This window comes from Streptomyces sp. NPDC057302 (assembly GCF_042667685.1).
Taxonomy (GTDB): domain Bacteria; phylum Actinomycetota; class Actinomycetes; order Streptomycetales; family Streptomycetaceae; genus Streptomyces.
In genome coordinates this window covers 36,128-61,603 of sequence record NZ_JBHUZJ010000055.1, presented here as the reverse complement: position 1 = coordinate 61,603, position 25,476 = coordinate 36,128, and the positions used below count along the sequence as shown (strand labels likewise).

The 25,476-nt window shown below is 71.7% G+C and carries 19 protein-coding genes; 10 read left to right on the top strand and 9 right to left on the bottom strand.

The genetic code is table 11. The features are described from left to right. Positions 1 to 58: 58 nt before the first annotated feature. Positions 59 to 2,251: an MMPL family transporter gene (locus ACFUPX_RS30385; RefSeq protein WP_383329709.1), complete on the bottom strand. Its 2,193-nt coding sequence runs from the start codon at positions 2,249 to 2,251 to the stop codon at positions 59 to 61. Between the two features lie 242 nt (positions 2,252 to 2,493). Between ACFUPX_RS30385 and ACFUPX_RS30380 the strand changes: the two genes are divergently transcribed. From ACFUPX_RS30380 to ACFUPX_RS30370, 3 genes are all read left to right on the top strand, one after another. After that, positions 2,494 to 3,765, top strand: a complete 1,272-nt coding sequence (locus tag ACFUPX_RS30380; RefSeq protein WP_383329706.1) for a sensor histidine kinase — start codon at positions 2,494 to 2,496, stop codon at positions 3,763 to 3,765. Continuing rightward, a complete protein-coding gene (locus tag ACFUPX_RS30375) occupies positions 3,750 to 4,400 on the top strand; it encodes a LuxR C-terminal-related transcriptional regulator (protein WP_383329703.1) in 651 nt (216 codons plus the stop codon). The genes ACFUPX_RS30380 and ACFUPX_RS30375 overlap by 16 nt, the downstream gene beginning before the upstream one ends. A gap of 77 nt (positions 4,401 to 4,477) precedes the next feature. Next, a complete protein-coding gene (locus tag ACFUPX_RS30370; RefSeq protein ID WP_383329700.1) occupies positions 4,478 to 5,986 on the top strand; it encodes a DUF1996 domain-containing protein in 1,509 nt (502 codons plus the stop codon). A gap of 64 nt (positions 5,987 to 6,050) precedes the next feature. Here the strand turns inward: ACFUPX_RS30370 and ACFUPX_RS30365 are convergent, their stop codons facing one another. After that, positions 6,051 to 6,545 carry a hypothetical protein gene (locus tag ACFUPX_RS30365; RefSeq protein WP_383329697.1) on the bottom strand — a complete coding sequence of 165 codons (495 nt, stop codon included), beginning with the start codon at positions 6,543 to 6,545 and terminating at the stop codon, positions 6,051 to 6,053. Positions 6,546 to 6,656: 111 nt separating this feature from the next. Between ACFUPX_RS30365 and ACFUPX_RS30360 the strand changes: the two genes are divergently transcribed. From ACFUPX_RS30360 to ACFUPX_RS30350, 3 genes are read left to right on the top strand one after another with little or no spacing between them, the layout of a single operon-like run. After that, positions 6,657 to 9,782 (top strand): alpha-N-acetylglucosaminidase TIM-barrel domain-containing protein, encoded by a 3,126-nt coding sequence (locus ACFUPX_RS30360; RefSeq protein ID WP_383329694.1) that lies wholly within the window; start codon positions 6,657 to 6,659, stop codon positions 9,780 to 9,782. 25 nt (positions 9,783 to 9,807) lie between these two features. Next, entirely contained in the window at positions 9,808 to 10,299 is a 492-nt protein-coding gene (locus ACFUPX_RS30355) for a tetratricopeptide repeat protein (RefSeq protein WP_383329692.1), read from the top strand. 21 nt (positions 10,300 to 10,320) lie between these two features. Next, complete coding sequence (locus ACFUPX_RS30350; RefSeq protein ID WP_383329689.1) at positions 10,321 to 12,237, top strand: hypothetical protein; 1,917 nt, start codon at positions 10,321 to 10,323, stop codon at positions 12,235 to 12,237. A gap of 4 nt (positions 12,238 to 12,241) precedes the next feature. Here ACFUPX_RS30350 and ACFUPX_RS30345 read toward each other — a convergent pair whose 3' ends face one another. The 5 genes from ACFUPX_RS30345 to ACFUPX_RS30325 all read right to left on the bottom strand — a co-directional run bounded on the left by ACFUPX_RS30345 (position 12,242) and on the right by ACFUPX_RS30325 (position 17,267). After that, positions 12,242 to 12,769, bottom strand: a complete 528-nt coding sequence (locus tag ACFUPX_RS30345) for a GNAT family N-acetyltransferase (RefSeq protein ID WP_383329686.1) — start codon at positions 12,767 to 12,769, stop codon at positions 12,242 to 12,244. Between the two features lie 5 nt (positions 12,770 to 12,774). Then, positions 12,775 to 13,470 (bottom strand): TetR/AcrR family transcriptional regulator, encoded by a 696-nt coding sequence (locus ACFUPX_RS30340; RefSeq protein ID WP_383329683.1) that lies wholly within the window; start codon positions 13,468 to 13,470, stop codon positions 12,775 to 12,777. Positions 13,471 to 13,547: 77 nt separating this feature from the next. Further along, complete coding sequence (locus ACFUPX_RS30335) at positions 13,548 to 14,618, bottom strand: PDR/VanB family oxidoreductase (protein ID WP_383329680.1); 1,071 nt, start codon at positions 14,616 to 14,618, stop codon at positions 13,548 to 13,550. Between the two features lies 1 nt (position 14,619). Then, complete coding sequence (locus ACFUPX_RS30330; RefSeq protein WP_383329723.1) at positions 14,620 to 15,552, bottom strand: metal-dependent hydrolase; 933 nt, start codon at positions 15,550 to 15,552, stop codon at positions 14,620 to 14,622. Positions 15,553 to 15,623: 71 nt separating this feature from the next. Beyond that, positions 15,624 to 17,267: a SpoIIE family protein phosphatase gene (locus ACFUPX_RS30325; protein WP_383329677.1), complete on the bottom strand. Its 1,644-nt coding sequence runs from the start codon at positions 17,265 to 17,267 to the stop codon at positions 15,624 to 15,626. A 477-nt stretch (positions 17,268 to 17,744) separates the two neighbouring features. Here ACFUPX_RS30325 and ACFUPX_RS30320 point away from each other — a divergent pair, with 477 nt between their 5' ends. The 3 genes from ACFUPX_RS30320 (at position 17,745) to ACFUPX_RS30310 (ending at position 21,444) form a co-directional block, all read left to right on the top strand. Next, positions 17,745 to 19,406 carry a glycoside hydrolase family 13 protein gene (locus ACFUPX_RS30320; RefSeq protein ID WP_383329674.1) on the top strand — a complete coding sequence of 554 codons (1,662 nt, stop codon included), beginning with the start codon at positions 17,745 to 17,747 and terminating at the stop codon, positions 19,404 to 19,406. Positions 19,407 to 19,431: 25 nt separating this feature from the next. Beyond that, complete coding sequence (locus tag ACFUPX_RS30315) at positions 19,432 to 20,466, top strand: LacI family DNA-binding transcriptional regulator (RefSeq protein ID WP_383329671.1); 1,035 nt, start codon at positions 19,432 to 19,434, stop codon at positions 20,464 to 20,466. Between the two features lie 75 nt (positions 20,467 to 20,541). Then, positions 20,542 to 21,444 carry a phosphatase PAP2 family protein gene (locus ACFUPX_RS30310; protein ID WP_383329668.1) on the top strand — a complete coding sequence of 301 codons (903 nt, stop codon included), beginning with the start codon at positions 20,542 to 20,544 and terminating at the stop codon, positions 21,442 to 21,444. Positions 21,445 to 21,466: 22 nt separating this feature from the next. Here the strand turns inward: ACFUPX_RS30310 and ACFUPX_RS30305 are convergent, their stop codons facing one another. Together ACFUPX_RS30305 and ACFUPX_RS30300 are read right to left on the bottom strand one after the other, a co-directional pair. Further along, positions 21,467 to 23,047, bottom strand: coding sequence for an amidohydrolase (locus tag ACFUPX_RS30305; RefSeq protein ID WP_383329665.1), 1,581 nt, complete (start codon positions 23,045 to 23,047; stop codon positions 21,467 to 21,469). A 172-nt stretch (positions 23,048 to 23,219) separates the two neighbouring features. Further along, entirely contained in the window at positions 23,220 to 24,668 is a 1,449-nt protein-coding gene (locus ACFUPX_RS30300) for an APC family permease (RefSeq protein WP_383329662.1), read from the bottom strand. Positions 24,669 to 24,825: 157 nt separating this feature from the next. Here ACFUPX_RS30300 and ACFUPX_RS30295 point away from each other — a divergent pair, with 157 nt between their 5' ends. Further along, positions 24,826 to 25,428 (top strand): TetR/AcrR family transcriptional regulator, encoded by a 603-nt coding sequence (locus ACFUPX_RS30295; protein WP_383329659.1) that lies wholly within the window; start codon positions 24,826 to 24,828, stop codon positions 25,426 to 25,428. Positions 25,429 to 25,476 lie beyond the last annotated feature (48 nt).

Sequence of the window (25,476 nt, the reverse complement as noted above, 5' to 3'; positions counted from 1 at the left end):
CCCGGCTGGATCGTCCAGCCGGGCCACCGCCCCGTCAAACGCGCGGGATTGTGAGCGCCTACACCGTGGCCGACGGAACCGGCCGGGAATCAGGCCGCTCCACGGCTACGGGCCCCTCGCCGTGCGAGATCCGGGGCAGCCACGAAAGGCCGCGCGGCGTACGCCAGTTCCGCTCCCCCAGGAGCGTCATCAGGGACGGCAGCAGCACCATCCGTACGACCGTCGCGTCCAGCAGGACCGCCACGCCCAGGCCCACGCCCATCTGCTGCATGTCCTGCATGGACAGGGTGCCGAAGACCCCGAAGACCGCCACCATGATCACGGCCGCGCCCGTCACCGCGCCCGCGGTCCGCGTGATGCCCTCGCGGATCGCCGAGCGGTTGTCCAGGCCCCTGCCGCGCGCCTCGCTGATCCGCGAGACCACGAACACGTGGTAGTCCATCGACAGGCCGAACAGGACCACGAGGACGAACAGCGGCATCCAGTTCTCGATCGCCCCCACCTGCTCGGAGCCGATCAGCTCCGCGCCCCAGCCGTGCTGGAAGACGGCCGTCATCACGCCGTAGGCCGCGCCCACCGACAGGAGGTTGAGGCCGATGGACGTCACCGCGATCACCACCGAGCGGAAGCTGAAGAGCATCAGCAGGAACGTCACCGCCGCGATGAAGGCGAACACCGGCAGGATGCCCTTGCTGAGCTGGTCGCCGAAGTCCTCGGAGTCGGCGAGGTCTCCGCCGACGTACGCCTGCGCGTCCAGGCCGTCGAAGGCCGCGGGCACCACGTCGTCCCTGAGCTCGCCGAGCGCCTCCTTCGACCGTGCGTCACTGCCGTCCCCGGGCAGCGGTACGTCGATCTCGGCCACGCCCGCGCTCTTGTGGACGGTGAGTTCGGCGCCCTTGCCCGCGTCCCGCACCACCTCGGCCAGCGCGTCGCGCATCTCCTTCGACGCGATGTCGCCCGCGTCGTCCGCCTTGACGACGATCCGGGCGGGCGCGGGGCCGCCGGGGAACTCCTGGGTGATCTCCCGGAACGACACGGAAAGCGGCGCGTCCGAGCCGAACTGCTTCTCCAGGCCCAGCTGTTCGGTCTTCATGCCGAGGGCGGGCGCGGCGAGCGCGAGGAGCAGGACCGCCGAGCCGATCGCGAAGAACTTCGGCTTGGCGAGCACCGGGCGAAGGAGCTTGCCCGCGATGCCGCCGCTGGCGTGGGCGCCCTTCTTGTTCTTGCGGTTCAGGAAGGGGATGCGTCCCGCGTTGATCCGGTCGCCGAGCGCGGAGAGCAGCGCGGGAAGCACCGTCACCGAGCCGAGCATCGCCACGCACACCACGAGGATCGTGGCGACGGCGAAGCCCTTGAAGAGCAGCAGGCCGGAGAGGAACATGCCCGCCATCGCGACCATCACCGTCAGGCCGGAGACCAGGACGGCCCGCCCGCTGGTGGCCGCGGCGATCCGCAGCGCGGTCTCGGCGTCATGTCCCGCGGCCCGCTCGTCCCGCTCGCGCCGCAGGTAGAACAGGCAGTAGTCGACGCCGACGGCGAGTCCCATCAGGAACATCACCGAGTACGTCGTCTCGAACAGGTGCAGTTGGTGACTGGCCAGCGAGAGCAGGCCGAAGGCCCCGATGCACGCGGTCAGCGCGAGTCCGACCGGGAGCAGCGCCGCGACGACGGCGCCGAAGGCGACCAGGAGGATGCCGAGCGCCAGCGGCACCGCCGTGAACTCCGCCTTGGTGAGGTCGTCCGAGAGCAGGTCGCCCAGGTGCTTCTCGGAGCTGGCGTCGCCGAACTGGTAGACGTCGATGCCGTTGCCCGCGCCCTCGTCCTTCGCCTCCCGCACCGCGTCGAGCACCGGCTGGACGTGGTCGGCGGCTTCGTCGGACTTGCCCTTCATCGCGAAGCGCAGCAGCCCGTCCTTGCCGTCCTCGGAGGGCAGCGGCGCCTGGATCTCGCCGGTCTCGCCGGTCGCCTTCAGGGCCTTGGCGAGGTCGCCGGCCGCGTCCCGCCAGCCGTCCGCCTTCTTGGAGCTGACCATGACGAGCTCACCCGCGGGCTCTTCGACGCCCGCGTCCTTGAGGATCGCCGCGGCCCGGCCCGAGTCGCCGACCCCCATCTCGTCGTCGGACGCGGTGACCATGCCCGAGGCCCCGCCGATGGTCGTGGCCAGCACGACGAAGAGCAGCCAGCCGAGGATGGCCGTCTTGCGGTGGTGTGCGCTCCACACGCCGAGTCGTGCCGCGAGGTTTGGCCTCATGGCGTTTCGCCCCCATAAGTAAGCTTTGGATAAGCCGGTTGATGACGGGGACAACGCTAGAAATCCGCGCCCCGCCCACCCAGCCGCCGAAGCCCCCACTGTGTGAAGCACAGGGCGAGGTAGAGGGGTGTCGTCAGGTACACCCCCTGCTCGGGTGCCGGACCCAATGACCTGCGCCTGTTCCAGCGGCGAGAATGTGTTCATGCCGCAGGAAGAGCTCTGGAAGAGATGGGGATCAGACAATGACGAGGGTCCGTGAATCCGTGGTCGCGGGAGCCCGGGGGCTTCTCCTGTCGGTCATCATGCTCGCCGGTTCGATCACCCTCTTCGTGCTGTCGGTCCTGTCCATCGCCTTCATCACGCTGGGGATCGGCGTCTTCACGACCCCGGTGGTGCTGACCGCCGTACGCAAGTGGGCGGACCTGCGCCGCGCCCAGGCCGGCGCCTGGTCGGACGTACACATCCCGCGCCCCTACCGCGCCTTCCCCGCTGACCTGCGCAGTGGCGTCACCGGGCAGGTGGAGCGCACCTCGCTGCTGCTGAAAGACCCGGCGACCTGGCGGGATCTGCAGTGGCTCCTCGTCGACATGACCGCCGGCTATGTGACGGTGATCTTCGCGCCTGCGCTGCTGCTCTACCCGCTGTACGGGTACGTCCTGGCCCTCGGCGTCTGGAAGCCGATCTACGACGCGGGCGGCGGCGAGTGGTACGGCTTCATCCACGTCACCTCGCAGAGCGACGCCAACATGGCCGCCCTGCTCGGCACCGCGCTCGGCGTCGTCGGCATCTTCACCAGCCCCGCCATCCTGCGCGCCCACTTCCTCCTGACCCGGTCGCTGCTCGCGCCCACCGTTTCCATGCGGGAGCGTGAACTGGCCCGGCGCGTCGATCGGTTGACCGAGACCCGGCACGACGCCGTGGACTCCTCCGCGGCCGAACTGCGCCGCATCGAGCGGGACCTGCACGACGGGGCGCAGGCCCGTCTGGTCGCGATGGGCATGGACCTCGGCACCATCGAGGCGATGATCGAGAAGAACCCGGCCAAGGCCAAGGAAATGATCGCCAAGGCCCGGCAGAACTCCGGCGAGGCGCTGACCGAACTGCGCGACCTGGTCCGCGGCATCCACCCGCCGGTGCTCGCCGAGCGCGGCCTCGGCGACGCGGTCAAGGCGCTCGCGCTGCGCCTTCCGCTCCAGAGCGACGTGGACGTGGAGCTGTCCGGGCGTGCGGACGAGCCGGTGGAGGCCGCCGCGTACTTCGCGGTGAGCGAGGCCCTGACGAACACCATCAAGCACGCGGGTGCGGACCGCGTCTGGGTGGACATCCACCACGCGCAGGGCATGCTGCGCATCGCGGTCACCGACAACGGCAAGGGCGGCGCGTCCATCGGGGCGGGATCCGGGCTGAGCGGGATCGAACGCCGACTCGGTACATTCGACGGCGTACTGGCCGTCAGCAGTCCCGCGGGCGGCCCGACCATGGTGACCATGGAGATCCCTTGCGAGTTGTCCTAGCCGAAGATCTCTTCCTGCTGCGTGACGGTCTGGTGCGGATGCTGGAGGCATTCGACTTCGAGATCGCCGCCGCTGTCGAGACCGGGCCCGAACTCACCAAGGCCCTGGCCGAGCTGGAGCCGGACGTCGCCGTCGTCGACGTCCGGCTTCCGCCGTCCCACACGGACGAGGGACTGCAGTGCGCGCTCGCCGCGCGGCGGGCGCGCCCGGGTCTTCCCGTACTCGTGCTCTCCCAGCACGTGGAGCAGCTGTACGCGCGCGAGCTGCTCGCGGACGGGAACGGCGGGGTCGGCTATCTCCTCAAGGACCGGGTCTTCGACGCCGACCAGTTCATCGACGCCGTGCGCAGGGTCGCATCGGGCGGCACCGCGATGGACCCGCAGGTGATCCAGCAGCTCCTGTCGCGGCGCTCCGCTGACCAGCCGCTGGGCAAGCTGACGCCGCGCGAGCGCGAGGTGCTCGAACTGATGGCGCAGGGGCGGTCGAACGCGGCGATCGCCGGGGAACTCGTCGTGACGGAGCGGGCGATCGCCAAGCACACGTCCAACATCTTCGGGAAACTGGACCTTTCGGTCTCGGACGACGACAACCGGCGGGTACTCGCCGTACTCGCCTATCTGGATCAAGGGCGCTGAGAAGATCGCCGAAGAGTTCACGGGGAGAATTCCGCGCGTGATTGAACGGGGCCGACTCCTGTTGCGTACGTAGTCCCATGGGACGCACACCACGACGCACATCACGCAAACGATCAAAACTCGCCGGGCGCGCGATCGCCGCCTCGGCGGCGCTAATCCTGGGCGGCGGCGGAATGGTCGCGGTGAATGTCTACGCGAACGCCGGGGAGAGCTCCGGATCGCCGTCCGCCAGGAACCAGTCGGGCGCGCAGGGCGGCAATCTGGGGCTCGCGACCATCAGCTGCCCCGACGTCGGCACCCAGCTCTCCGACGTGCCGGACGGCGCCCGCGAGGACGTCGACCGGCGCCTCGCGGAGCTGGACACCCAGATCACCGCCGCGTACGAGAAGTTCGCCGACGCGCGGGACACCGAGCAGGCCAAGGCCGTGCTCGAACCGCTGGCGGAGCAGCGGCGGCCCACCATCGAGGGCATCGGCTCCTCCATCGACCAGGCGGGCGGGCAGCCGCCGCAGGGGATGGACGGCATGGCGCCGTGCACGATGCGGGCCGACGACTCGGCCGGGCAGCAGCCCCCGCAGGACGGCAACGGCGACGAGCAGCCTCCGCAGGACGGCGGCGAACAGCCCCCGGGCGACGGGGACGGCCAGCAGCAGCCGCCGGACGACGGAGCCGAGCAGCCGCCGGACCAGCAGAACGGCAACGGGCCCGAGGCCGGCGACTTCGTCGACATCAACTCCGTCCAGCCCAACGTCAACCGCCCCGGCAAACAGCGGGGCGCGTCGCGCGGCACGTTCACCACGAAATGCGGGACGAACGAGAACGGCAAGTTCAATCCGGACAATGTCATCGCCGCACCCGGTGTGAGCAATGGCGCCCACCATATGCACGACTACATCGGCAATCAGGCCACGGACGCCTTCTCCAGCGACGACGATCTCGCGAACGGCGACACCACGTGCCGGAACCAAGGGGACAAGTCGACCTATTACTGGCCGGTCCTGAGGCTGCAGAACGGAGAGGACGAGAACGACGTCGGCGCGGACGGCGGCGGCAAGGACCAGAATGTCGGCCAGATCCAGACGCCCTCGTCGGTCACGCTGAAATTCGTCGGCAATCCGAGGAGCAAGGTCGTCGCGATGCCGCGTTTCCTGCGGATCATCACCGGTGACGCCAAGGCGCTCACCAATGGCGACGTGAACGCCAACGCGTCCTGGAGCTGCACCGGCTTCGAGGACCGCCAGCTGAAGGACAAGTACCCGATCTGCCCCGACGGCAGCCAGGTCGTGCGGTCCTTCAACTTCCAGAGCTGCTGGGACGGCCAGAACACCGACAGCGCCAACCACCGTACGCACGTGGCCTTCGCCGACGAGAACAGCGGCGCCTGCCCCCAGGGCTTCAAGGCCATTCCGCAGCTGGTGCAGCGCATCGTGTACGACGTGCCGCCGGGGCCCGGATTCGCCGTCGACTCGTTCCCCGAGCAGTTGCACAAACCGATCACCGACCACGGTGACTTCATCAACGTCTTCGACGAAGGACTGATGAAGCGCGTGGCCAAGTGCATCAACAACAACAAGCGCTGCAACTGAGCCGAGCCGATCGGCCCAGTACGCAGCATCCCGTACGCAAGCTGACCCCCGTACCGCTGCGCGGTCAGCTCGTGTGGTGACCGGAGTGGCCCGAATGCCCCGGGCTTTTGTCCTCGCTATCCCCACCACCGCTACTCCCCGAGTGGTGCGAGGACTTCTCCACCGTCCCACCGAGCCGGCCGCGCAGCCGCATGACCACTTTCTCCTCGCCGACCGCGATCCACTTCTTGCCGACGAGGTACGTACCGCCGTAATCGGTGGCCTCGTCGAACCATTCGGCCTGGCCACGGGCATTTGTAAAGGTTACTAGGACGTAGCGGCGGGCACCTTTGTCACAGGTGGCCTGCCGCAGTTCGGCCGCGTCCGTCTGGATGTCGGGCTCGCATCGCGCCTTGGCCGCCAGCTGCTCCAGGCTGCCGCTCGCCGTGTCGGGCACCGCGTCGTCGCCGTCCGAGCCGCATGCCACAAGGATCAGCAGCAGTCCCGCACCCATGACCGTCCGCATGCGCCCGCGCATGCCCCTGCTCGCGCCCGCAAGCGTCCCGCGCGCTGCCTTCATCGTCCCACCAGTCCCTTCGGGCGAGGTGAACTCGCCATCTCCGTATGCACCGTTGAGCGCGAGCCGTCGCACGGATACCGTGCGCCGCACCATTCGACCCAGGGGGTACACATGACCGATCCGTCCCGACGTTCCGTGCTCGGCACCGCCGGGGCCATCGGCCTCGGCGCCGCCGTCGGCGGGGTGGCGGTCCCGGCCCACGCCGCCGAAGGGCCCGTCCGGGGCCCCGCCTTCGCCCTCGATACGGATTCGGCGCGCTCAGCACTCAACAGACTCCTGCCGCATCACGCGGAACAGTTCCGGCTCAGACTCGTCCCCGCGAAGGGCGGCGTGGACCGTTTCCGGGTTTCGGGCACGACGGGGCGCATCGATGTGTCGGGCACGACGCCCGCCGTGCTGCTCACCGGGGTCCACTGGTACCTGAAGTACGTCTGCGGGGCCCATGTCGCCTGGAACGGCGACCAGTTGGACCTGCCGCGCCGACTGCCCGCGCCGTCGCGCCCGCTGGAGCGCTCCACCTCGCTCCCGCACCGGTTCGCCCTGAACGACACGAACGACGGGTACACCGCGCCGCACGCCGACTGGGCGTACTGGGAGCGCATGATCGACGTACTGGCCCTGCACGGCTGCAACGAGGTCCTGGTGATCGCGGGCGCGGAGGCCGTCTACCACCGGGTGCTCCAGGACTTCGGCTACAGCGACGCACAGGCACGCGCGTGGCTGCCCGCGCCGTCGCACCAGGCGTGGTGGCTGCTGCAGAACCTGTCGGGGTACGGCGGGCCACTGTCAAAGGAACTCATCGATCAGCGCGCCGAGTTGGGGCGCAAAATCGTGGACCGGCTGCGCTCGCTGGGGATGGCGCCGGTGCTTCCCGGCTACTACGGGCACGTGCCCGACGGCTTCGTGGCCCGCAACGGCGGGGACGCGCGGGTGGTGCCGCAGGGGACCTGGCACGGGTTCAAGCGGCCCGACTGGCTCGACCCCCGGACCTCGTCCTTCGGGAAGGTCGCCGCCTCCTTCTACCGGCACCAGGAGCAGCTCTTCGGGGCCGCCGACCACTTCAAGATGGACCTGCTGCACGAGGGCGGCACCGCGGGGGACGTCCCGGTGCCGGACGCGGCGCGTGGCGTCGAGGCGGCACTGCGGACGGCGCGCCCCGGCGCGACCTGGGTGATCCTGGGCTGGGAGGCCAATCCGCTGCCCGAGCTGCTCGACGCGATCGACCGGCGGCGGATGCTGATCGTGGACGGGGTCTCCGACCGGTACACGAGCGTCACCGACCGCGAGAAGGACTGGGGCGGCACGCCGTACGCGTTCGGCACCATCCCCAACTTCGGCGGGCGCACGACGATCGGCGCGCGGGCCCACGTCTGGAACGAGAAGTTCTTCGCGTGGCGGGACAAGGGCGCCAGCGCGCTCGCGGGGACGGCGTTCATGCCGGAGGCGACGGACCGGGACCCGGCCGCCTTCGAGCTCTTCTCCGAACTGGCCTGGTCGAAGGAGAAGTTGGACCTGAAGTCCTGGTTCGACGGCTACGCGGACTTCCGCTACGGCGGCCGGGACGCCGACGCCGGGCGGGCGTGGCGGGCCCTGCACGACACCGCCTACCGGCACACCGCCGTCGAGCGCAGCGACCCGCACGACTCGCTGTTCGCGGCCCGCCCCGACCTGGCGGCGAACCGCGCCGCCGAGTACGCGCCCCGCGCCCTGGCCTACGACCCCGGCCGCTTCGACGCGGCGCTCACCGGTCTGCTCGGGGTCCGTGGCGCACTGCGGGGCAGCGCGGCCTATCGGTACGACGTGGTGGACGTGGCCCGCCAGGCGCTGGCCCACCGGAGCAGGCAGTTGCTGCCGCAGCTCCGGGCCGCGTACCGCCGCAAGGACGTGGCCGCCTTCCGTGCGCTGTCGGGCCTGTGGCTGCGGCTGATGCGGCTGTCGGACGAGCTGACGGCTACCAACTCGGCCTTTCTCCTGGGCCCTTGGGTCGAGTCGGCGCGGCGGATGGGAACGAGCGAGGCCGAGCGGGCGGAGTTCGAGCGGACCGCGAAGGTGCTGATCACGGTGTGGGGCGACCGGGCGACGTCCGAGGGCGGAAAGCTGCACGAGTACGGCAACCGTGAGTGGTCCGGCCTGATGGCCGACTTCTACGTGCCCCGGTGGCAGAAGTGGCTCGACGAACTGACGGACGCGCTCGACGCGGGGCGTGAGCCGCGCGAGGTGGACTGGTTCGCGGTGGAGGAGCCGTGGACCCGGGAGCGCAAGGACTATCCGCTGCGGGGAATCGGTGACTCGTACCGCACCGCGTCACGCGTACGGGACGTGCTGGCGCGTGCGCCCTACCAGGGGTCACTGGAAGTCGTCGCCGACCCGCCGACGCTGCCGCCCGGCGGGCACGCGCGGGTCGAGGCCGTCTTCCGCAACGTCAACGGGCTGCGGGCCACCGGCCGCGTCGACTTCCGGCTGAGCGGCATCGACGCGGAGCCATCGGGTCCGGTGTCGCTGCCGCGGGTCGCCCCGGCGGGCACGGGCAAGGTGGCCTGGCGGGCGAAGGCGCCGGGCACGCCCCTCGACCATCCCCTGCGGCCGCTTCCGTACGAGATCGACGTGCGGTACGGCCCTGCGGGCGAGCGGCGGGTGCGGGCCGTCCACGAGGGGGTGCTGTTCGAGGCGGGTCCGGTGGGTCCGGGCTGGCGGAAGTACACGAACAACGCCGCGGTGTTCGGCGAACTGGACGGCCGTTACGCGATCGACGGGGCGGGCGCCGACCTGTGGAAGGGCACGACGGAGTTCGGCACGCTGTACCGGGAGGGGGCGCTGCGGGACGGGGTCACGGTGACGGTGCGGGTCGACTCCCAGGCGGTGACGGGCCCTTGGGCACGCGCGGGCATCATCGCGCGCAACGCCATGGGGGCGGCGGGCTCCCCGGGCTTCGTCGACCTGGCGGTCACTCCGGCGAACGGCGTGGTCCTGTCGTACGACACGAACGGCGACGGAACCCTGGACACGTACAAGCGCATCACGGGGATCAAGGCGCCGGTACTGCTGCGGCTCGGACGGGCGGGGAACGTCGTGACGGGGTCCTGCTCGACGGACGGCGGCGGCAGTTGGCGGGTGGTGGCGAGCGTGGAGGTGCCGGGGATCGCGGCGGCTCAGGATGTCGGGCTGTTCATGAGCGCGACCAACGGGGGCGCCGGAGGGCGGGGGACGGTGGAGTTCAGCGAGTGGGAGGTTGGCTGAGGTCACGTCGTGCGAAAGTGTGGCCATGGATATCGCGTGGGAGAAGCGGGTGGCCGAGGCCTGGGCCACGGTCGAGGAGTACGACGACCGGGGCGAGGAATTCCGCAAGATCATCGACGCGTTGGTCGAGGAGCTCCCCGAAGGGAGCGCCGTCGCCCCCTTCGAGCGGGCCTGCGCGTTCGACTCCACGGGGCACTCGGACCGCGCCGTGCCCCTGTACCGGGAGGCGCTGGAGCGAGGACTCGACGGATATCGGCGGCGGCGCACCCTGATCCAGCTCTCCAGCTCCCTGCGGAACATCGGGCGGCCGGAGGAGGGCGTCGCCCTGCTGACCCCTGAACTCGACGCGCCGAGCGACGAGTTGGACGACGCCGTGCGCGCGACGCTCGCCCTGTGCCTGGCCGGCCTCGGCCGTGAACGCGAAGGCCTCGCCCTCGTCCTGGGCGCCCTTGCGCCCCATCTCCCCCGCTACCAGCGGTCCATGGGCAACTATGCGCGAGAGCTCACAGAGAGGTGACCAACTGACGATTCGCTCGTTTTGCTGAACGTGTCGTCGAATGTGAAGTCCCCCGCCGCGTCCCAGGATCTCTCCGGCGTCGTCGATGTCGAGCAGGCCGAGGCCGCCCTCGTCGAGCACTACCCGCGCCTGGTGCGGCTCGCCTACCTGGTCCTGCCGCCCAGCCTCGGGCGCAACCGCCGCGTCCTGACCGCCCACGCGTTGACCCAGCGCGCGCTCCCCCGCAACCGCAGGCCGGGCGACGCGGAGGGCATTCCGGTACAGCGTTCGGGGGACGGACGCAATGGCGACCCCGGGTACGCCTACGTGCGTTCACGGGTCGTCCGTACGGCGCTCGACGCGGGGCTTCCGCTCAAGCGGAAGGCCTGGCCCAAGCGCGCGCAACTGCCCCCGCTGCTGCCGCAGGTATGGGGGCTTCGGCTCTTCCCGCGATCGGGAGGCGCCGATGAACTCGCCCTCGATCAGCGGCTCTCGGCCCTCTCGGGCGCCGCTCGCGCCGCCTATGTGCTGCGCGGACTCGAACGGCTCCCCGACGCCGACGTACGCAAGGTGCTCGCCGCCGCCGGAGTCGACGAGCCCGCTGCCGCGCTGGCCGAGGCCGACGGCGTGGACGCGGTGTACGACCTGCTCAAGTCCCCCGAGTTCGACCCCTGCTCCCTCCAGGCGCGGCCCACCGACCTGATGCGCCGCAGGCAGCACATGAAGGCCGCGGGCGTCGCACTCGCGGCCGCCCTGGTCTGCGGGGCGCTCCTCGGGCTTCCCGGCGACGGATGGGGACCCGACGGGGCCGCCGCGCCCCCGTACGCGAAGAACCCGGCGGGGCAGGCCGCGCTCGACCCGGGGCAGCTGACGAAGGTCGCCGGCGGCACGTGGAAGCGTTCCGCGCGGGCCGACTTCTCCGTATGGCCCGCCAGAGGCGCGCTCACCGGCGACGAGGCCCTGCTGCGGCGGGCCCTGGCCGTCTGGGCGAGGCCCGGCGAGTCGGTGCAGGTCTCCGCGACCCCCGGCACGGCGGCCGGTGCGCCCCCCGGCCCCGCGCAACTGCTCTTCGCGGGCGAGGTGGACGCCGCGAGGGTCGTGCTGCTGTACGACGGACTGCGCATCGTGCGGTACGCCGAGCCCAAGGACGGCACCAGCGGAGCCGCGCTCGACTTCGCGCGCGTGGACGGCGCGACCAGCGCCGAGGCGGGAGCCCTGGTGGTGAGCCGGGTCGACGGCAACGTGCGCTATCTGACCGCGCCTTGGGTGGGCGCCGTCGCCGTACGCGACCTGCTGAAGCCGGACGGGAGCGCCGACGCGCTCAAGCGGGACGGCGAGGGCGTGACCGGGCCCTTCGCCAGTCCGGCGCAGGCCAGCACGTGCACGTCCTGGAACGCGCTCCAGCTGCGCGACGACACGGGCACGGACCGCCTCTCCACCGACCTCGGCGAGCTCGTCCCCGCCCATCTCACCGCGGGCCGCCCGCAGGCCCCGCACGAGGCGTCGGCCGCGAACTGGTCCTCCACCGCCTGCTCGCTCGCCGCGGCGCGCTCGAACGGCGTGCGGTCGGTGAACTCCTGGCAGTACGCGCGCCAGGCGCTGCCCGAGGCGAACGGCGCGGCGGCCTGGCTCTGCACCCGGGCCGACACCTGGCGGGGCGACGGGGGCCGGGCCCTCGCCCAGTTCCAGGCCGGGGGCGCGGCGGCCGTCGCGGCGAAGGCGGAGGACTCCGCGGCCTGCGGGGCGCGGGAGCCCTCGGTCCTCGCCGGAGTGCGGTGGAAGTCCCGGGGCGGCAATTGGTACCTGCTCGGAGGCGGCAGCAGGGACGTCGTCTCGGTCAGGGCCGCCGGTGGGTCCCCGACCCCCGGCAACACCCTGGCCGCGCCCCTGGAGCGAGGCGCGCGCGCCGGGCTCGTGGGGCGGCTCGCGAACGGCACGAAGGTGAAGACGCTGCGCTGAGGCGTCAGCCCCCGGACGGGAGCAGGTCCCGCAGCTCCTTCTCCAGGAGCAGCACGCCGTACGTACTCCCGTCCGCCGCCACCTTCCCCAGCAGCTCCCCCACCACCGTGTAACCCGACGCCTCGTAGTACTCCCGCAGGCGCGGGTTGGACGACACGCAGTCCAGGCGGCAGCGCTCCCGGCCCGCCTCGGCTATCCGCCGTTCCGCGCGCTCCAGCATCGCGCGGCCCGTGCCCGCCGGGGCACCGCGCCGGTTCATCAGGCGGTGCACATACCCCGCGACGGGTGGTTGTTCGCCCCAGGCGGGCTCGTCCGCCCACCACACCTCGTACGCCCCGGTGACCATCTCGCCGTCGTAGGCGAGCCAGACCTCGTCCTCGTCCGACGCGATCCGCCCGCGGAAGTGCTCCGCGCCCTTGTCGCCCGGCTTCCACTGGTCGATCCCCCGGCTCCGCATCCAGTGCGCGGCGCCGTCGTAGAGGGCGACGAGGGTGGGGATGTCCTCTTCGCCGGCCAGCCGGTGGTGGGTCAACTGCTCTACTCCTGGGGGACGAGGCCGATCAGGCGGGTGATCAGCTCGGCGAACGGGCCCTCCGGCGGCTCCTCGGCGAGGATGCGGCGCAGGATCGCGGCCATCTCCTCGTCGTAGGCGGCGCTCACCGCGGCGAGGGCCGCGAAGTCGTGCACCAGTTGCACCTCGAGCTCGGCGCGCGGAATACGGCGTCCGTCCAGCCAGATGAGCGCCGTGGACTCGGCGAGCGAGATCCAGGAGCGGATCACGAGTTCGAGCCTGGCGGGCGGGTCCGTGACGCCCAGGTGCGCGAGGATCTGGATGTACGCCGCCTGCCGCACCGAGTCGATCAGCGCGTTGGTGGTGGACGAGCCGACCGCGGGGCCGCCGCGCATCAGCGCGGAGAAGCCGGGGCCGTGGCCGTCCACGAAGTCCAGGTAGCGGCCCATCACGCGCAGCAGCCGGGCGCCGAGCGGGCCTTCCCGCGGTTCCACGAAGCGCTCGGCCAGATCGTCGGCCGCCCGCTGCAACGCCGCTTCGTACAGGCTGAGTTTGCCCGGGAAGTAGTGGTAGACCAGCGGTCGCGAGATACCCGCGGCCGCTGCTATCTCGTCGATGGACACGTCGTCGGGCGAGCGGTGGCTGAACAGGTCGAGCGCGACCCCGATCAACTGCTGCCGCCGCTCCTCGACACCCATTCTGCGGCGCACCCCGGTAGTCATGCGAACACCTTACCGAGCAGATCCGGCCGTCCAAGGGTGCGGTCCGCTCCAACCGTTCACATCTGCGGTCGCACGGCTCACATATCGAGCACGATTCGGTCGCCGCTCGCCCTCGACACGCAGATCAGCATCGAGTCGGCGCGCTCGGCGTCCGTGAGCAGTTCGTCCCGGTGGTCGATCTCCCCTTCCAGGACGCGCTGTTGACAGGTCCCGCAGAATCCCTGTTCGCAGGAGTACGCGGTGTTGGGCAGCTCCGCGCGCACCGCGGCGAGGACCGTGCTGTCCGCGGCCACGGAGAGGGTCCGCCCGCTGCGGCGCAGCTCCACGGCGAAAGGGGCGTTGCCTTCCGTGGAGGTGTGCGGCGTGAAGCGCTCCAGGTGCGGCTCGAAGCCGTCGGGCAGCGTCGCCGCCACCGCCTCCATCAGGCCCTCGGGGCCGCAGACGTGGACCGCGGCGGCGGGCGTCAGGTCCGCGAGGAAGGCGGCGAGGTCGGGGCGGCCTCCCTCGTCTTCCGCGACGACCGTGAGCCGGCCCGCCGTCGTGCCCGCCAGTTTCTCCACCTCCTCCAGGAAGGGCATCGAGGCGCGGGAGCGTCCCCCGTACAGCAGCCGCCACTCATGGCCCCCGGCCTCGACCGCCCGCAGCATGGGCAGGATCGGCGTGATGCCGATGCCGCCCGCCACGAAGACGTACGCATCGGCGTCGGCGAGCGGGAAGCGGTTGCGCGGGCCGCGCACCTCGACCTCCGCGCCCTCCTGAAGCTGCTCGTGCACCTCGCGCGAACCGCCGCGGCCACCCTGCTCCTCGCCGATCAAGCGGGTCGCGACGGTGTACGAGGAGGTGTCCTCGGGGTCGCCGCACAGCGAGTACTGGCGGACGAGGCCCGAGGGCAGGACCAGGTCGAGGTGGGCGCCCGGCTCCCAGGCGGGCAAGTGGTCGCCCTCCAGGCGCAGTTGTACGACACCTTCGGCGACCCTCTCGTGCCGGGTGACGACCAGCCGGAGGGCGCGGGAGCGCGGGCGGCCCGAAACCGGTTCCTCCAGGGCGGGCAGCGGCCACAGCGGGGACGCGTCGATGCGGCGCCGCATGGCCCGCTTGGCGAGCAGGGCGGCGCCCGTGACGAGCAGGACGGTGCGCATGCGGGGCATGTCAGCGCGCTCCCTTCGGCGCGGGCAGCGACTCCGTCGCGGTTTCGGCGGCGGTGGCCGCCGGGGACGAGGCGAGGTAGGCGACGGCCTGTGCGGTGCTGCCCTCCTGGGAGGGGTGGTAGGCGCGGCTCAGATAGCGGGGGATGGAGCGGATCATGTCCGGTGTCGTGGGCAGCGTGCCCTTCTTCCCGCCCTGGTAGAAGTCCTTGAACGACGCCTTGGCGCCGATGAGCGTCGGGTCGTTCTCCATGAAGAAGCGCGTGCCGCGCTGCCAGAGGAAGACCAGGGCGGAGAAGGCGGTGGCCCAGGTGCGTGCGCGGCGGCGGTAGCTGCCGTCGACGTGCATGAAGAGGTCGAAGGCGACGGAGCGGTGCTCGACCTCCTCCGCGCCGTGCCAGCGCAGCAGGTCCAGCATGGTCGGGTCGGCGCCCCTGCGGTCGAGCTCGTCCGCGTTCAGGACCCAGTTGCCGAGGAAGGCGGTGTAGTGCTCGATGGCCGCGATCATCGCCACGCGCTCCATCAGCCACCACTTGCGGGCCTTGCCGGGCGGCAGCGTCCGGTCGCCGAGCATCTTCTCGAAGAGCCAGTCGACCTGGGCGGTGTAGGGCGTGGGGTCCAGGCCCTGCTCCTTGAGGTGCGGCAGGACCTCGTCGTGGGCCTGGGCGTGCATGGCCTCCTGGCCGATGAAGCCGATCACGTCCTCGCGGAGCCGGTCGTCACGGATGTACGGCAGGACCTGCTTGTACACGTGGACGAACCAGCGTTCGCCGGCCGGGAGCAGCAGGTGCAGCACGTTGATCGTGTGCGTGGCGAAGGGGTCGTCCGGCACCCAGTGCAGCGGGGTGTCCTCCCAGGAGAAGGAGACCTTGCGTGCCTTGAGCGGTATGTGCTCGGACGCGACGGGCCTCGGCTCCCGGCTCTGCGGATGGGACATGGCCGTATTAGACATGGCGTCAATGTACTGACGGGTAGGGCCGTGGGTACAGGTCCCTGCGGCGGTTTCTTTCAGACCGTCCTGCGCAGCGCGAGCAGCGCGATGTCGTCCTCCCGCTCGTGCCCGAAGCACACGAGGAGCGTGTCGCACAGGTCGGCGACGCCCCGGGGCGCGCCCGCCGCCGCGACACGCAACTGCTCCATCGACACCGCGAGATCCGTGCCGCGCGTCTCGATGAGACCGTCCGTGACCATCAGCAGGCGCTCGCTTCGCGCGAGGACCACCTCGCTCGGCGCCGGTCGGTCCAGGCCCAGGCCCAGCAGCGGCCCCCTCGCGTCGACGTAGGCGGCCGTGCCCTCGTCCCGCACCACGAGCGGCGGGATGTGGCCCGCGTTGGCGATCCGTGTGCGTCCGGTGGCCGGGTCGATCAGGCTCAGGCACATCGTGGCCGTCACGCCCGGGTGGTAGTGCTGAAGCATCCGGTCCAGGCGCAGCGCGAGCACTCCGGGGTCGGGGTCCTCGACGCAGTACGCGCGCAGCGCGTGCCGGATCTCGACCATCACGGTGGCCGCTTCGAGCGAGTGCCCGACGACGTCGCCGATGCCGGTCAGGACGCCGGCGGGGGTGGGCAGCGCCGCGTAGAAGTCCCCGCCGATCTCCGCCTGGCGCGAGGCGGGTTCGTAGCGCACGACGACGTCCGTGCCGGGCAGCTCCGGCAACTGCGCGGGCAGGAAGCTGCGTTGCAGGGTCAGCGCGACATGGCGCTCCTCCTCGTACATCAGCAGCGGCTCCGCGGCCAGCGCGGTGGCGTGGGCGAGGCGCTCGACGAGGTGCCCCGTCTCGCCGGCCATCTCTTCCTGGTACGCGGGCGTCGCGAGGCACACCAGCGTCCGCCCTTCGCGCAGGCGGGCCAGGACGAGACCGGCGTCCTCCGGCGTGCCGTTGCCCCAGTGCCCGGCGGCTCTCGGGCGGAAGAATCCCGCGGGCCAGAGCGGAGTCGGCACGACCGTGTGCCGCACGCCCGAACGCCCCGACATGACGCGCCGCATCAGCCGGGCCACCGACTCGTGCGCTTCGGTGTCCGGCGGTGAGGCGGCGGCTCTGCGCCGGGAGAGGCCCCGGTGGATCTCGCCGCCCTCGCCGAGCACGAACACCGCAGCGGGGCCGTCGGTCAGCCGCGAGGTCCCCACGGCCGCCGCTTCCGCGAGCTCGTTGAGGCAGCGCGACGACTGCACGGCCAGGATCGTCTCGGCGAGCAGGGCGAGCCGCCCGACCCGCAGCTGGGCGTCGCTGCGGCAGCGGCCCCCGCGCGCGGCGGCCCGTACGACCGCCTGGATCTCCTCGGGTTCGGCGGGCACCGTCAGATAGGACTCGCCTCCCGCGTCCAGCCCCCTGCACCGGTCGGCGGGCGGGCGGGCCGCCGCCGAGAAGTGGACGACGGGCAGTGCGGCGATGGGGGGCAACTGCTTCATGCGGCGGCAGAGTTCGTAGCCGCTCATGTCGGGCAGGCCGACGTCGACCAGGGCCACGTCCGGCAGGTCCCCCGCCCGCATCCGCACGTCGAGTTCGATCAGGGCCTCGCTGCCGCTCGCGGCGAGCAGGACGCGGTGTCCGTCCCTGCGCAGGACAGCGCTGAGCGCGTACCGGCTGGCGGGCACGTCGTCGACCACCAGGACCGTGCTGACCGGACTCACTGCCTTGCCCTTGACGCTCACGCGGGACAGCCCTTCACCGCGGGACGGGGCAGGCCGACTGGTGCCTGCCCCATCAAGTTAGCGTCCCGCCGCGCGCCCTGGGACCAGACGGCGACAGCTCGACCCGGAACGGTAGAGCTGGCGTAACTCGCCGCGTGCGTGACCTGCTTGACAGTAGAATCTCCGGCTTCGGCCCACAGGGCGGACGCGACGCCCGGCGCCCGCGTGACCTGCTGCGTTCCCGGGCCTCCGGGGGCGGCGACGAACACGGCGACGGGATCTTCGGGCCGCGGGGCGCGGTCCCCCGCCGTCCCGGCACGTCCCGGGAGCGACCGGCACGGCGTCCGCCCGCACTCGTCCGGCGTACGGAGGCCGGGGGCGGGCCCGGTCGCACGAATCCTCAGCAGATCGCCGTATGCCGCCGACATCCTCGTGACCTTCGCCTTCCGCGGGACGTTCACCGAAGTGCCCGCACATCCATGTACTACTGAGGGACACATGACCCAGTACGTCACCGCCGCCCTTCCCGCCGACGCCTCGTCCGACGACTCCGCGCGCCGCGACCGGCGCCGCGAGTGGTGGCGCGACGCCGTCATCTACCAGATCTATCCGCGCAGCTTCGCGGACGGTGACGGCGACGGCATGGGCGACCTGCCCGGCGCCACGGCCCGCCTCCCCCACCTGAAGCGGCTCGGCGTGGACGCCGTCTGGCTCTCCCCCTTCTACGCGTCCCCGCAGGCCGACGCCGGGTACGACGTGGCCGACTACCGCGCGGTGGACCCCATGTTCGGCACGCTGCCGGACGCCGACGCTCTCGTACGGGAAGCGCACGCGCTGGGACTGCGCGTGATCGTGGACGTCGTGCCCAACCACTGCTCGGACCGGCACGAGTGGTTCGAGCGGGCGCTGCACGAGGGCAAGGGGTCGGCGCCGCGCGAACGGTTCCACTTCAGGGCCGGGAAGGGCGCGGACGGTCAACTGCCGCCCAACGACTGGGAGTCGGTCTTCGGCGGTCCGGCCTGGACGCGGGTGCCCGACGGCGAGTGGTACCTCCACCTCTTCGCGCCGGAGCAGCCGGACTTCAACTGGGACCACCCGGCGGTGCACGACGAGTTCCGCTCCATCCTGCGCTTCTGGCTCGACATGGGCATCGACGGCTTCCGCATCGACGTGGCCCACGGCCTGGTCAAGGCGGCGGGCCTGCCCGACATCGGCCACGAGGAGCAGGTGAGGCTGCTCGGCAAGCAGGCCGTCCCCTACTTCGACCAGGACGGCGTGCACGAGATCTACCGCGACTGGCGGCGGGTCCTCGAGGAGTACGGGGGCGAGCGCATCGCCGTCGCCGAGGCGTGGACGCCGACGGTGGAGCGCAGCGCCCGCTATCTGCGCCACGACGAGCTGCACCAGGCCTTCAACTTCGAGTATCTGACGACCGGTTGGGACGCGGCGGCGCTGCGCGGCGTCATCGACCGCTCCCTCGACGCGATGAACGCCGTGGAGGCGCCCGCCACCTGGGTGCTCTCCAACCACGACGTCGTGCGCCACCGCACCCGCTTCGCCGACGGCGACGCCGCGCGCGGCCTGCGCCGGGCGAAGGCCGCCACGCTGCTGATGCTGGCGCTGCCCGGCTCCGCGTACCTCTACCAGGGTGAGGAGCTCGGCCTGCCCGAGGTGACCGAGCTGCCGGACGAGGTGCGCCAGGACCCGGCGTTCTTCCGCAGCACGGGGCAGGACGGGAGGCGGGACGGCTGCCGGGTGCCGCTGCCGTGGTCGGGCCCGCGGGCGCCGTTCGGCTTCGGACCGGCCGACGGCGGCCCGAGCTGGCTGCCGCAGCCCGAGGAGTGGAAGGACCTCACGGTCGAGGCCCAGGAGAAGGACCCCGCCTCCACCCTGGAGTTCTACCGCCGCGCGCTCGCCGTGCGCCGCGAGCACCCGGCCCTGGGCGCGGGCCGCGAGGTGGAGTGGCTCGACGCGCCGCAGAGCGTGCTGGCCTTTCGCCGTACGAGCCCCGGTGGCTCGCTCGTCTGCACGGTGAACGTCGGCGCGGCCCCCGTCACGATCCCCACCCCCGGCACGGTGCTCCTGGCGAGCGCGGACCTGACGCCCGGCGCCGACGCGACGATCCTCCCGGCGGATTCAACGGTCTGGTGGGCAGCCTGAGATGTGACCGGTACAGTCCAATCCTGTGACCGCGCGACTGGCCGACATCGCAGCGCAGGCGGGGGTCAGCGAGGCGACGGTCAGCCGGGTGCTCAACGGCAAGCCCGGCGTCGCCGGTGCCACCCGTCAGTCCGTGCTTGCCGCACTCGACGTGCTCGGCTACGAACGCCCGGTGCGCCTTCGCCGGCGCAGCGCGGGCCTGGTCGGGCTGATCACGCCGGAGTTGGAGAACCCGATATTCCCCGCGCTCGCCCAGGTCATCGGGCAGGCCCTGACCCGGCAGGGATACACGCCGGTCCTCGCCACGCAGACGCCGGGCGGCTCCACGGAGGACGAGCTGACGGAGATGCTCGTGGACCGGGGTGTCTCCGGGATCATCTTCGTCTCCGGCCTGCACGCGGACACCTCCGCCGACACGCAGCGCTACGAACAGCTGCGCGCGCAAGGCGTGCCGTTCGTGCTGGTCGACGGCTTCTCCCCCAAGGTGCGGGCGCCCTTCATCTCGCCGGACGACCGGGCGGCGATGCGCCTCGCGGTCACCCATCTCGTCTCCCTGGGCCATACGCGCATCGGACTCGCCCTGGGACCCAAGCGGTTCGTGCCCGTACAGCGGAAGATCGAGGGTTTCGTACGCACGGTGCAGGACCTGCTCGCACTGCCGCCCGAGGAGATCGAGGCGGACCTGGTCCAGCATTCGCTGTACACGCTGGAGGGCGGCCAGGCCGCCGCGTCCGCACTCCTGGACCGCGGCTGCACGGCCGTGGTGTGTGCGAGCGACATGATGGCCCTGGGGGCGATCCGGACGGCGCGGGAGCGTGGATTCGAGGTGCCGGACGACATATCGGTGGTGGGATTCGACGACTCCCCGCTGATCGCGTTCACCGATCCGCCCCTGACCACGGTGCGTAAGCCCGTACCGTCGATGGGGCAGGCGGCGGTCCGTACGCTCCTCGAGGAGATCGGCGGCACGCCCGCCCCGCACAGCGAATTCGTCTTCATGCCGGAGCTGGTCGTTCGGGGTTCAACCGCTTCTGCCCCTGGGGGACGCGCTCGTCCGTAGGGCGTAGAGAATGCGACCTGAACCAGACCTTGGGATGATCGGGCGGAGGGTCGGTATCTGGCAGACTCTGTGCCTATGGGTGAGATGACTGTGACGACACTGGAAGGCCAGCAGCGGCCCACCACATCACCCATCGCGGGCGAGCAGGATGACCGCAATGGGAGGACATTCCTGCGCCGTCTTCGCACACCCCGGCGCCCTCGGCTCTGGTTCGAGATCCTGCTGATCGCGGTGAGTTACTGGACGTACTCCCTGATCCGCAACGCGGTGCCGGAACAGAAGTCGCAGGCGCTGACCAACGCCGACTGGATCTGGCGGGTGGAGCAGCACCTCGGGATCGCCGTGGAGCAGAGCGTCAACCACGCGGTGAACTCGGTGACATGGCTCATCGTCGGCATGAACTACTACTACGCGACGCTGCACTTCGTGGTGACGCTCGGTGTCCTGGTCTGGCTCTTCCGCACCCACCCCGGACGCTACGCGGCGACGCGCACGGCACTCTTCGCCACGACACTGGTGGCCCTTCTCGGCTACTACCTGTACCCCCTGGCTCCCCCGCGCCTGATGAACGGCCACGACTTCATCGACACGGTCCTGGTCCACCAGACCTGGGGCTCCATGGCCTCCGGCGACCTCAAGCACATGTCGAACCAGTACGCGGCGATGCCCTCGATGCACATCGGCTGGTCCCTCTGGTGCGGCCTGACGATCTTCGCCCTGGCCTCGGCGCCGTGGGCCAGGATCCTGGGCCTGCTCTACCCCACGGCGACCCTGATCGTGATCGTGGCCACCGCCAACCACTTCTGGCTCGACGCGGTGGGCGGCATGATCTGCCTGGCGTTCGGGTTCGCGGTGGCCTGGGCCTGGTACGGCACGATGCCGCACCGGCTGCCGCGTGAGGTGGCGGTGCGCGAGGACCGGGCTCCGCTGCTGCCGGCCAGGTTCAGGACCAGGACGAAGTCCCGGCCCAAGGCCTGAGCGAAGCCCTGCCCCCGCCCGGTCATGGGTGACGGTGCGTGACGCGTCCCCCGGACACGGTCAGCAGGACGGGCGCCTGCGCCACCTCGTCGGCGGGCGCCTCGACGGGGTCGATGCCGAAGGCCGTGAGATCGGCCCGGAAGCCGGGTGCGACGCGCCCCGCGACGTCCGTGTCACCGGCGGCCACCGCGGCGTGCGAGGTGCACCCCTCCAGCGCCATAAGACCGGTGAGCCCGGCCGCCGCCGATGCCGCTCCCCGGGGCGCACGCGCGGTCGCGAGGACCTGACGGGCGTCGTAGTGCGCGATGGGCCAGTCGGAGCCCAGGGCCACGACCGCCCCCGCGTCCCGCAGATCCCGGGTCCGCCAGGCCCGCGCGGCCCGCTCGTCCCCCAGCCGCCTGGACCATTCGTCGGTGTGGTCGGCGCGGGTGTACGCGGTGTGCGGGGGCTGCATGGACGCGATGACGCCGAGCTCCGCGAAGCGCGGGACCGTGCCGTCAGGGACGGTCTCGATGTGCTCGATCCGGTGCGCGAGACGGCCGCCGGGGCCGAGCGAGGCGACGGTGTCGAGCACGTGCCGCACGGCGGCGTCCCCGATGGCGTGGGTCGCCGTCCGCACTCCGGCCGCGTGCAGGTGCCGTACGGCGTCGGCGTAGGCCCGGGGGTCCGGCCAGAAGGCGTCGGTGCCCTGCCCGTGGCAGTCCGCGTGCTCCAGCCAGGCGGTGCCGCCCTCGACGGTGCCGTCCATGAAGAACTTGGCACCGCCGACGCGCCAGTGCCTGCCGCGCTCGGCCTGCAGCGCGACGAGCTCGTCCAGCCCGTCCTTGTCGACGCCGGGCATGCACCAGGGGGCCAGCCGCAGCCGGAGGGGAAGATGCGTCCGCTCCTCCACCGAGGCGAGCAGTCCGGGTACGTCGTCGCCACCGAGGTCCATGACATGGGCGCCGGTGAGCCCGGTGGCCGCCATCGCGGAGAGCAGCTCGACCAGGCGGGTGCGGCGCTCGGCGTGGGAGGGGCGGGGCAGGACGGGGGTGATGAGGTCCATGGCGGCGTGCTCGACGAGGTGGCCGGTGGGGCTCCCCTCCGCGTCACAGACGACGGTGGCGCGCTGGGCGAACTCCCGGGGCCCTTCGACGCCCGCCGCGCGCAGGGCCGCGGCGCTGACGAGGGCGGAGTGGCCGTCGTAGAGGCGGATGAAGGTGGGGGCGCCGTCGAGCACGTCCTCGATGAGGCTCCGGTGGACCGGCCGCCCGCCGAAGGCGTTGTGGTCGAGCCCCCAGGCGATGACCCATCCGTCGACGCGGGCTGCCGCGCGCAGGGCGGCACGCAGCGCCTCCAGGTCGGCCACGGCCGAGAGATCGACCCCGGTGGCCATCTCCAGGCCCCAGACGGGGTGGCTGTGGGAGTCGACGAGGCCCGGGGTGAGGGTGGCTCCGCCGAGGTCGATCCGTTCGGTGCGGGGTCCGCGCCAGTCGCGGACGTCCTCGGGGGCACCCACCGCCGCGATGTGTCCGTCGCGGACGGCGAGGGCGGTGGCGTGGGGGTTGGTGGGGTCGAGGGTGCGGATGTGGGCTGCGGTGAGGATGAGGTCGGCGGGGGGCACGGGGGAACTCCGTTCAGGGTGGCGGTTGGTGGGTGATTTCCAGCCCGTCCGGCGTTTGAGGACATCTTGTCCGGGGTCTGGGGCGGAGCCCCGGGCAGGCCCGGGGCGCAGGCACGCCACGCGGCGGAGCCGCACATTGATACAGCCGGGAAGGGGCGGGGTCGGGGAAGGTTCAGTTCGGCTCGGAGGCGAAGCCCTCGTACACCTCTGGACGGCGGCGGCGCAGTCGTCGCGCGAGGACCAGGCCCAGGACGAAGACGGCCGGAGCCACGCCCACCAGGATGGTGTTCACGAAGGGGCTCGCCCCGGTGAAGACGTCGATGTGCGTGGCCACCAGCACCAGCGCCACGCTCAGCAGAACCGTGGCCACCACCGGCGCGACCACCGTCCTCAGCACACCCTCCCCGTGGCGTATTCGCCGGAAGTAGAAGGGAACGGCCACCGCCGCGATCAGCTGGAGCGCCAACAGGCCGATCATCCCGGGGGTGTTGACCCACAGCAGAAGCTGCGCGTAAGGTTCCGCGCCCGCCGCCGCGAAGGCGACGACCACCACCGCCCCCAGCACCGTCTGCGCCGCCCCCGCCAGATACGGCGACCGATGCCGCCCGTGCACCCGGCCGAGAGCCTTCGGCAGCACCCCCTCCTCCGCGAGCCCGAGCCCGTACCGGTTGATCGCGTTGTGGAAGGCGAGGAGCGAGGCCAGCACGCTCGTCACGATCAGTACGTGCATCAAGTCGGCGGCCCAGCCGCCCACATACGTCGTGATGGCCGAGAAGAAGAGCCCGGCCGGGTCCGACCCGGCCGCCTCCACCACCGCCTCGTCACCGAAGGCCTGGATCACCGTCCAGACCACGAAGGCGTAGAAGAGCCCGAGGAACGCCACCGCGATGTACGTCGCGCGCGGCACCGTCCGGTCGGGATCGCGCGCCTCACGGCGGTAGATGACGGTCGACTCGAAACCGGTGAACGCGGCGAAGGCGAAGGCGAGTACGGCCGCCGTGCCGGGGACGAAGATGTGGCCCGGGGCGAAGCCGTCCAGGCTCAGCCCCTCCCCCGTACCGCCCTTGATGAGGACGCCGCCGGCGAGCAGCACCAGGATCCCGGTCTCGGCGACGAGCAGCACGCCGAGCAGCTTCGCGCCGAAGTCGATCGAGCGGTATCCGGCGTACCAGATCAGGAGCAGCCCGGCGAGGGACACCGGAAGCCAGGGGATGTCCGCGCCGAACAGGGCGTGGGCGGTGTCCTGCGTGGCGGTGCCCAGGAGTCCGTAGACGCCGATCTCCATGCCGTTGTAGCCGAGCATGGCGAGCAGGGCCGCGGCGATGCCGGCGGGGCGGCCGAGGCCGCGCGTGATGTACGCGTAGAAGGCGCCGCCGCTGCGGACGTGGCGGCTCATCGCGGTGAAGCCGACGGCGAAGACGGCGAGCGTGATCCCGGCGAGCAGATAGCCGACGGGCGCCCCGATGCCGCCCAGCGAGATGGCGATGGGGGCGACGCCCGCCATGACGGTGAGCGGGGCGGCGGCCGAGACGACGAAGAAGGCGATGTCGGCGGTGCCGAGGGAGCCGGTCCTGAGGGTGGGTTCGGCCTCGGCGGCTGGTCTTGGGGCGGTGGTGGACATGCGCAGGAAGCCCTTCTGCGGCAGGCGGGGGCAGGGCAGGCCAGGGCACGCGGCAGGAGGAGTGACTGCCGCGAACCCGCAACCTAAAGGCTTTCGGTTTCCGCAATGTAGCCTCATCGGCAGGCATCCGGGAAGGCTTCACGGGGAGATCGAAAACATGGGACGGCCGCGCACCCCCCTGCTCGACAGGGACCGCATCACGACGACCGCGCTCGCCCTCATCGACGAGAAGGGCGACTTCAGCGTCCCGCAGATCGCCAAGCGCCTGGGCGCGCAGACGGGCTCGGTCTACCACCACGTGGACGGCCGTGACGGCATCGTCGAGCTGCTGCGGGAGCGGGTGAGCGACGCGATCGACACCGAGGCCCTCGACCCGCGAAGCCCCTGGGACGCCGCCCTGTCGGCCTGGGCCCGCTCCTACCGCGCGGCCTTCGCGGCCCACCCCAAGGTCGTCCCGCTCCTCATGACCTCACCGGTGCGTGCCCCACGGGTGCTCCAGCAGTACGAGCAGGCGGTGACGCTGCTGATCGACGCGGGGTTCGCCCTCGCCGACGTCATGCCGGTGATCATCGCCCTGGAGAACCTGGTGCTCGGCTCGGCGCTCGACCTGGCCGCGCCCGAGGCCATGTGGGAGCTGCCGGACGAGACGTCGACGCCCGCCCTGGCGCGGGCCCTGGACGCGGCGCCGCCGGGCCACGCCGACCGTGCCTTCGAGCTGGCGCTCACGGGGTTCCTGGCGCACGCGCGGACCATGCTGTAGCGCCGCGCGTCAGGGGCCTTCGCCCTGGAGTCATGCCCCTGGGGCCAT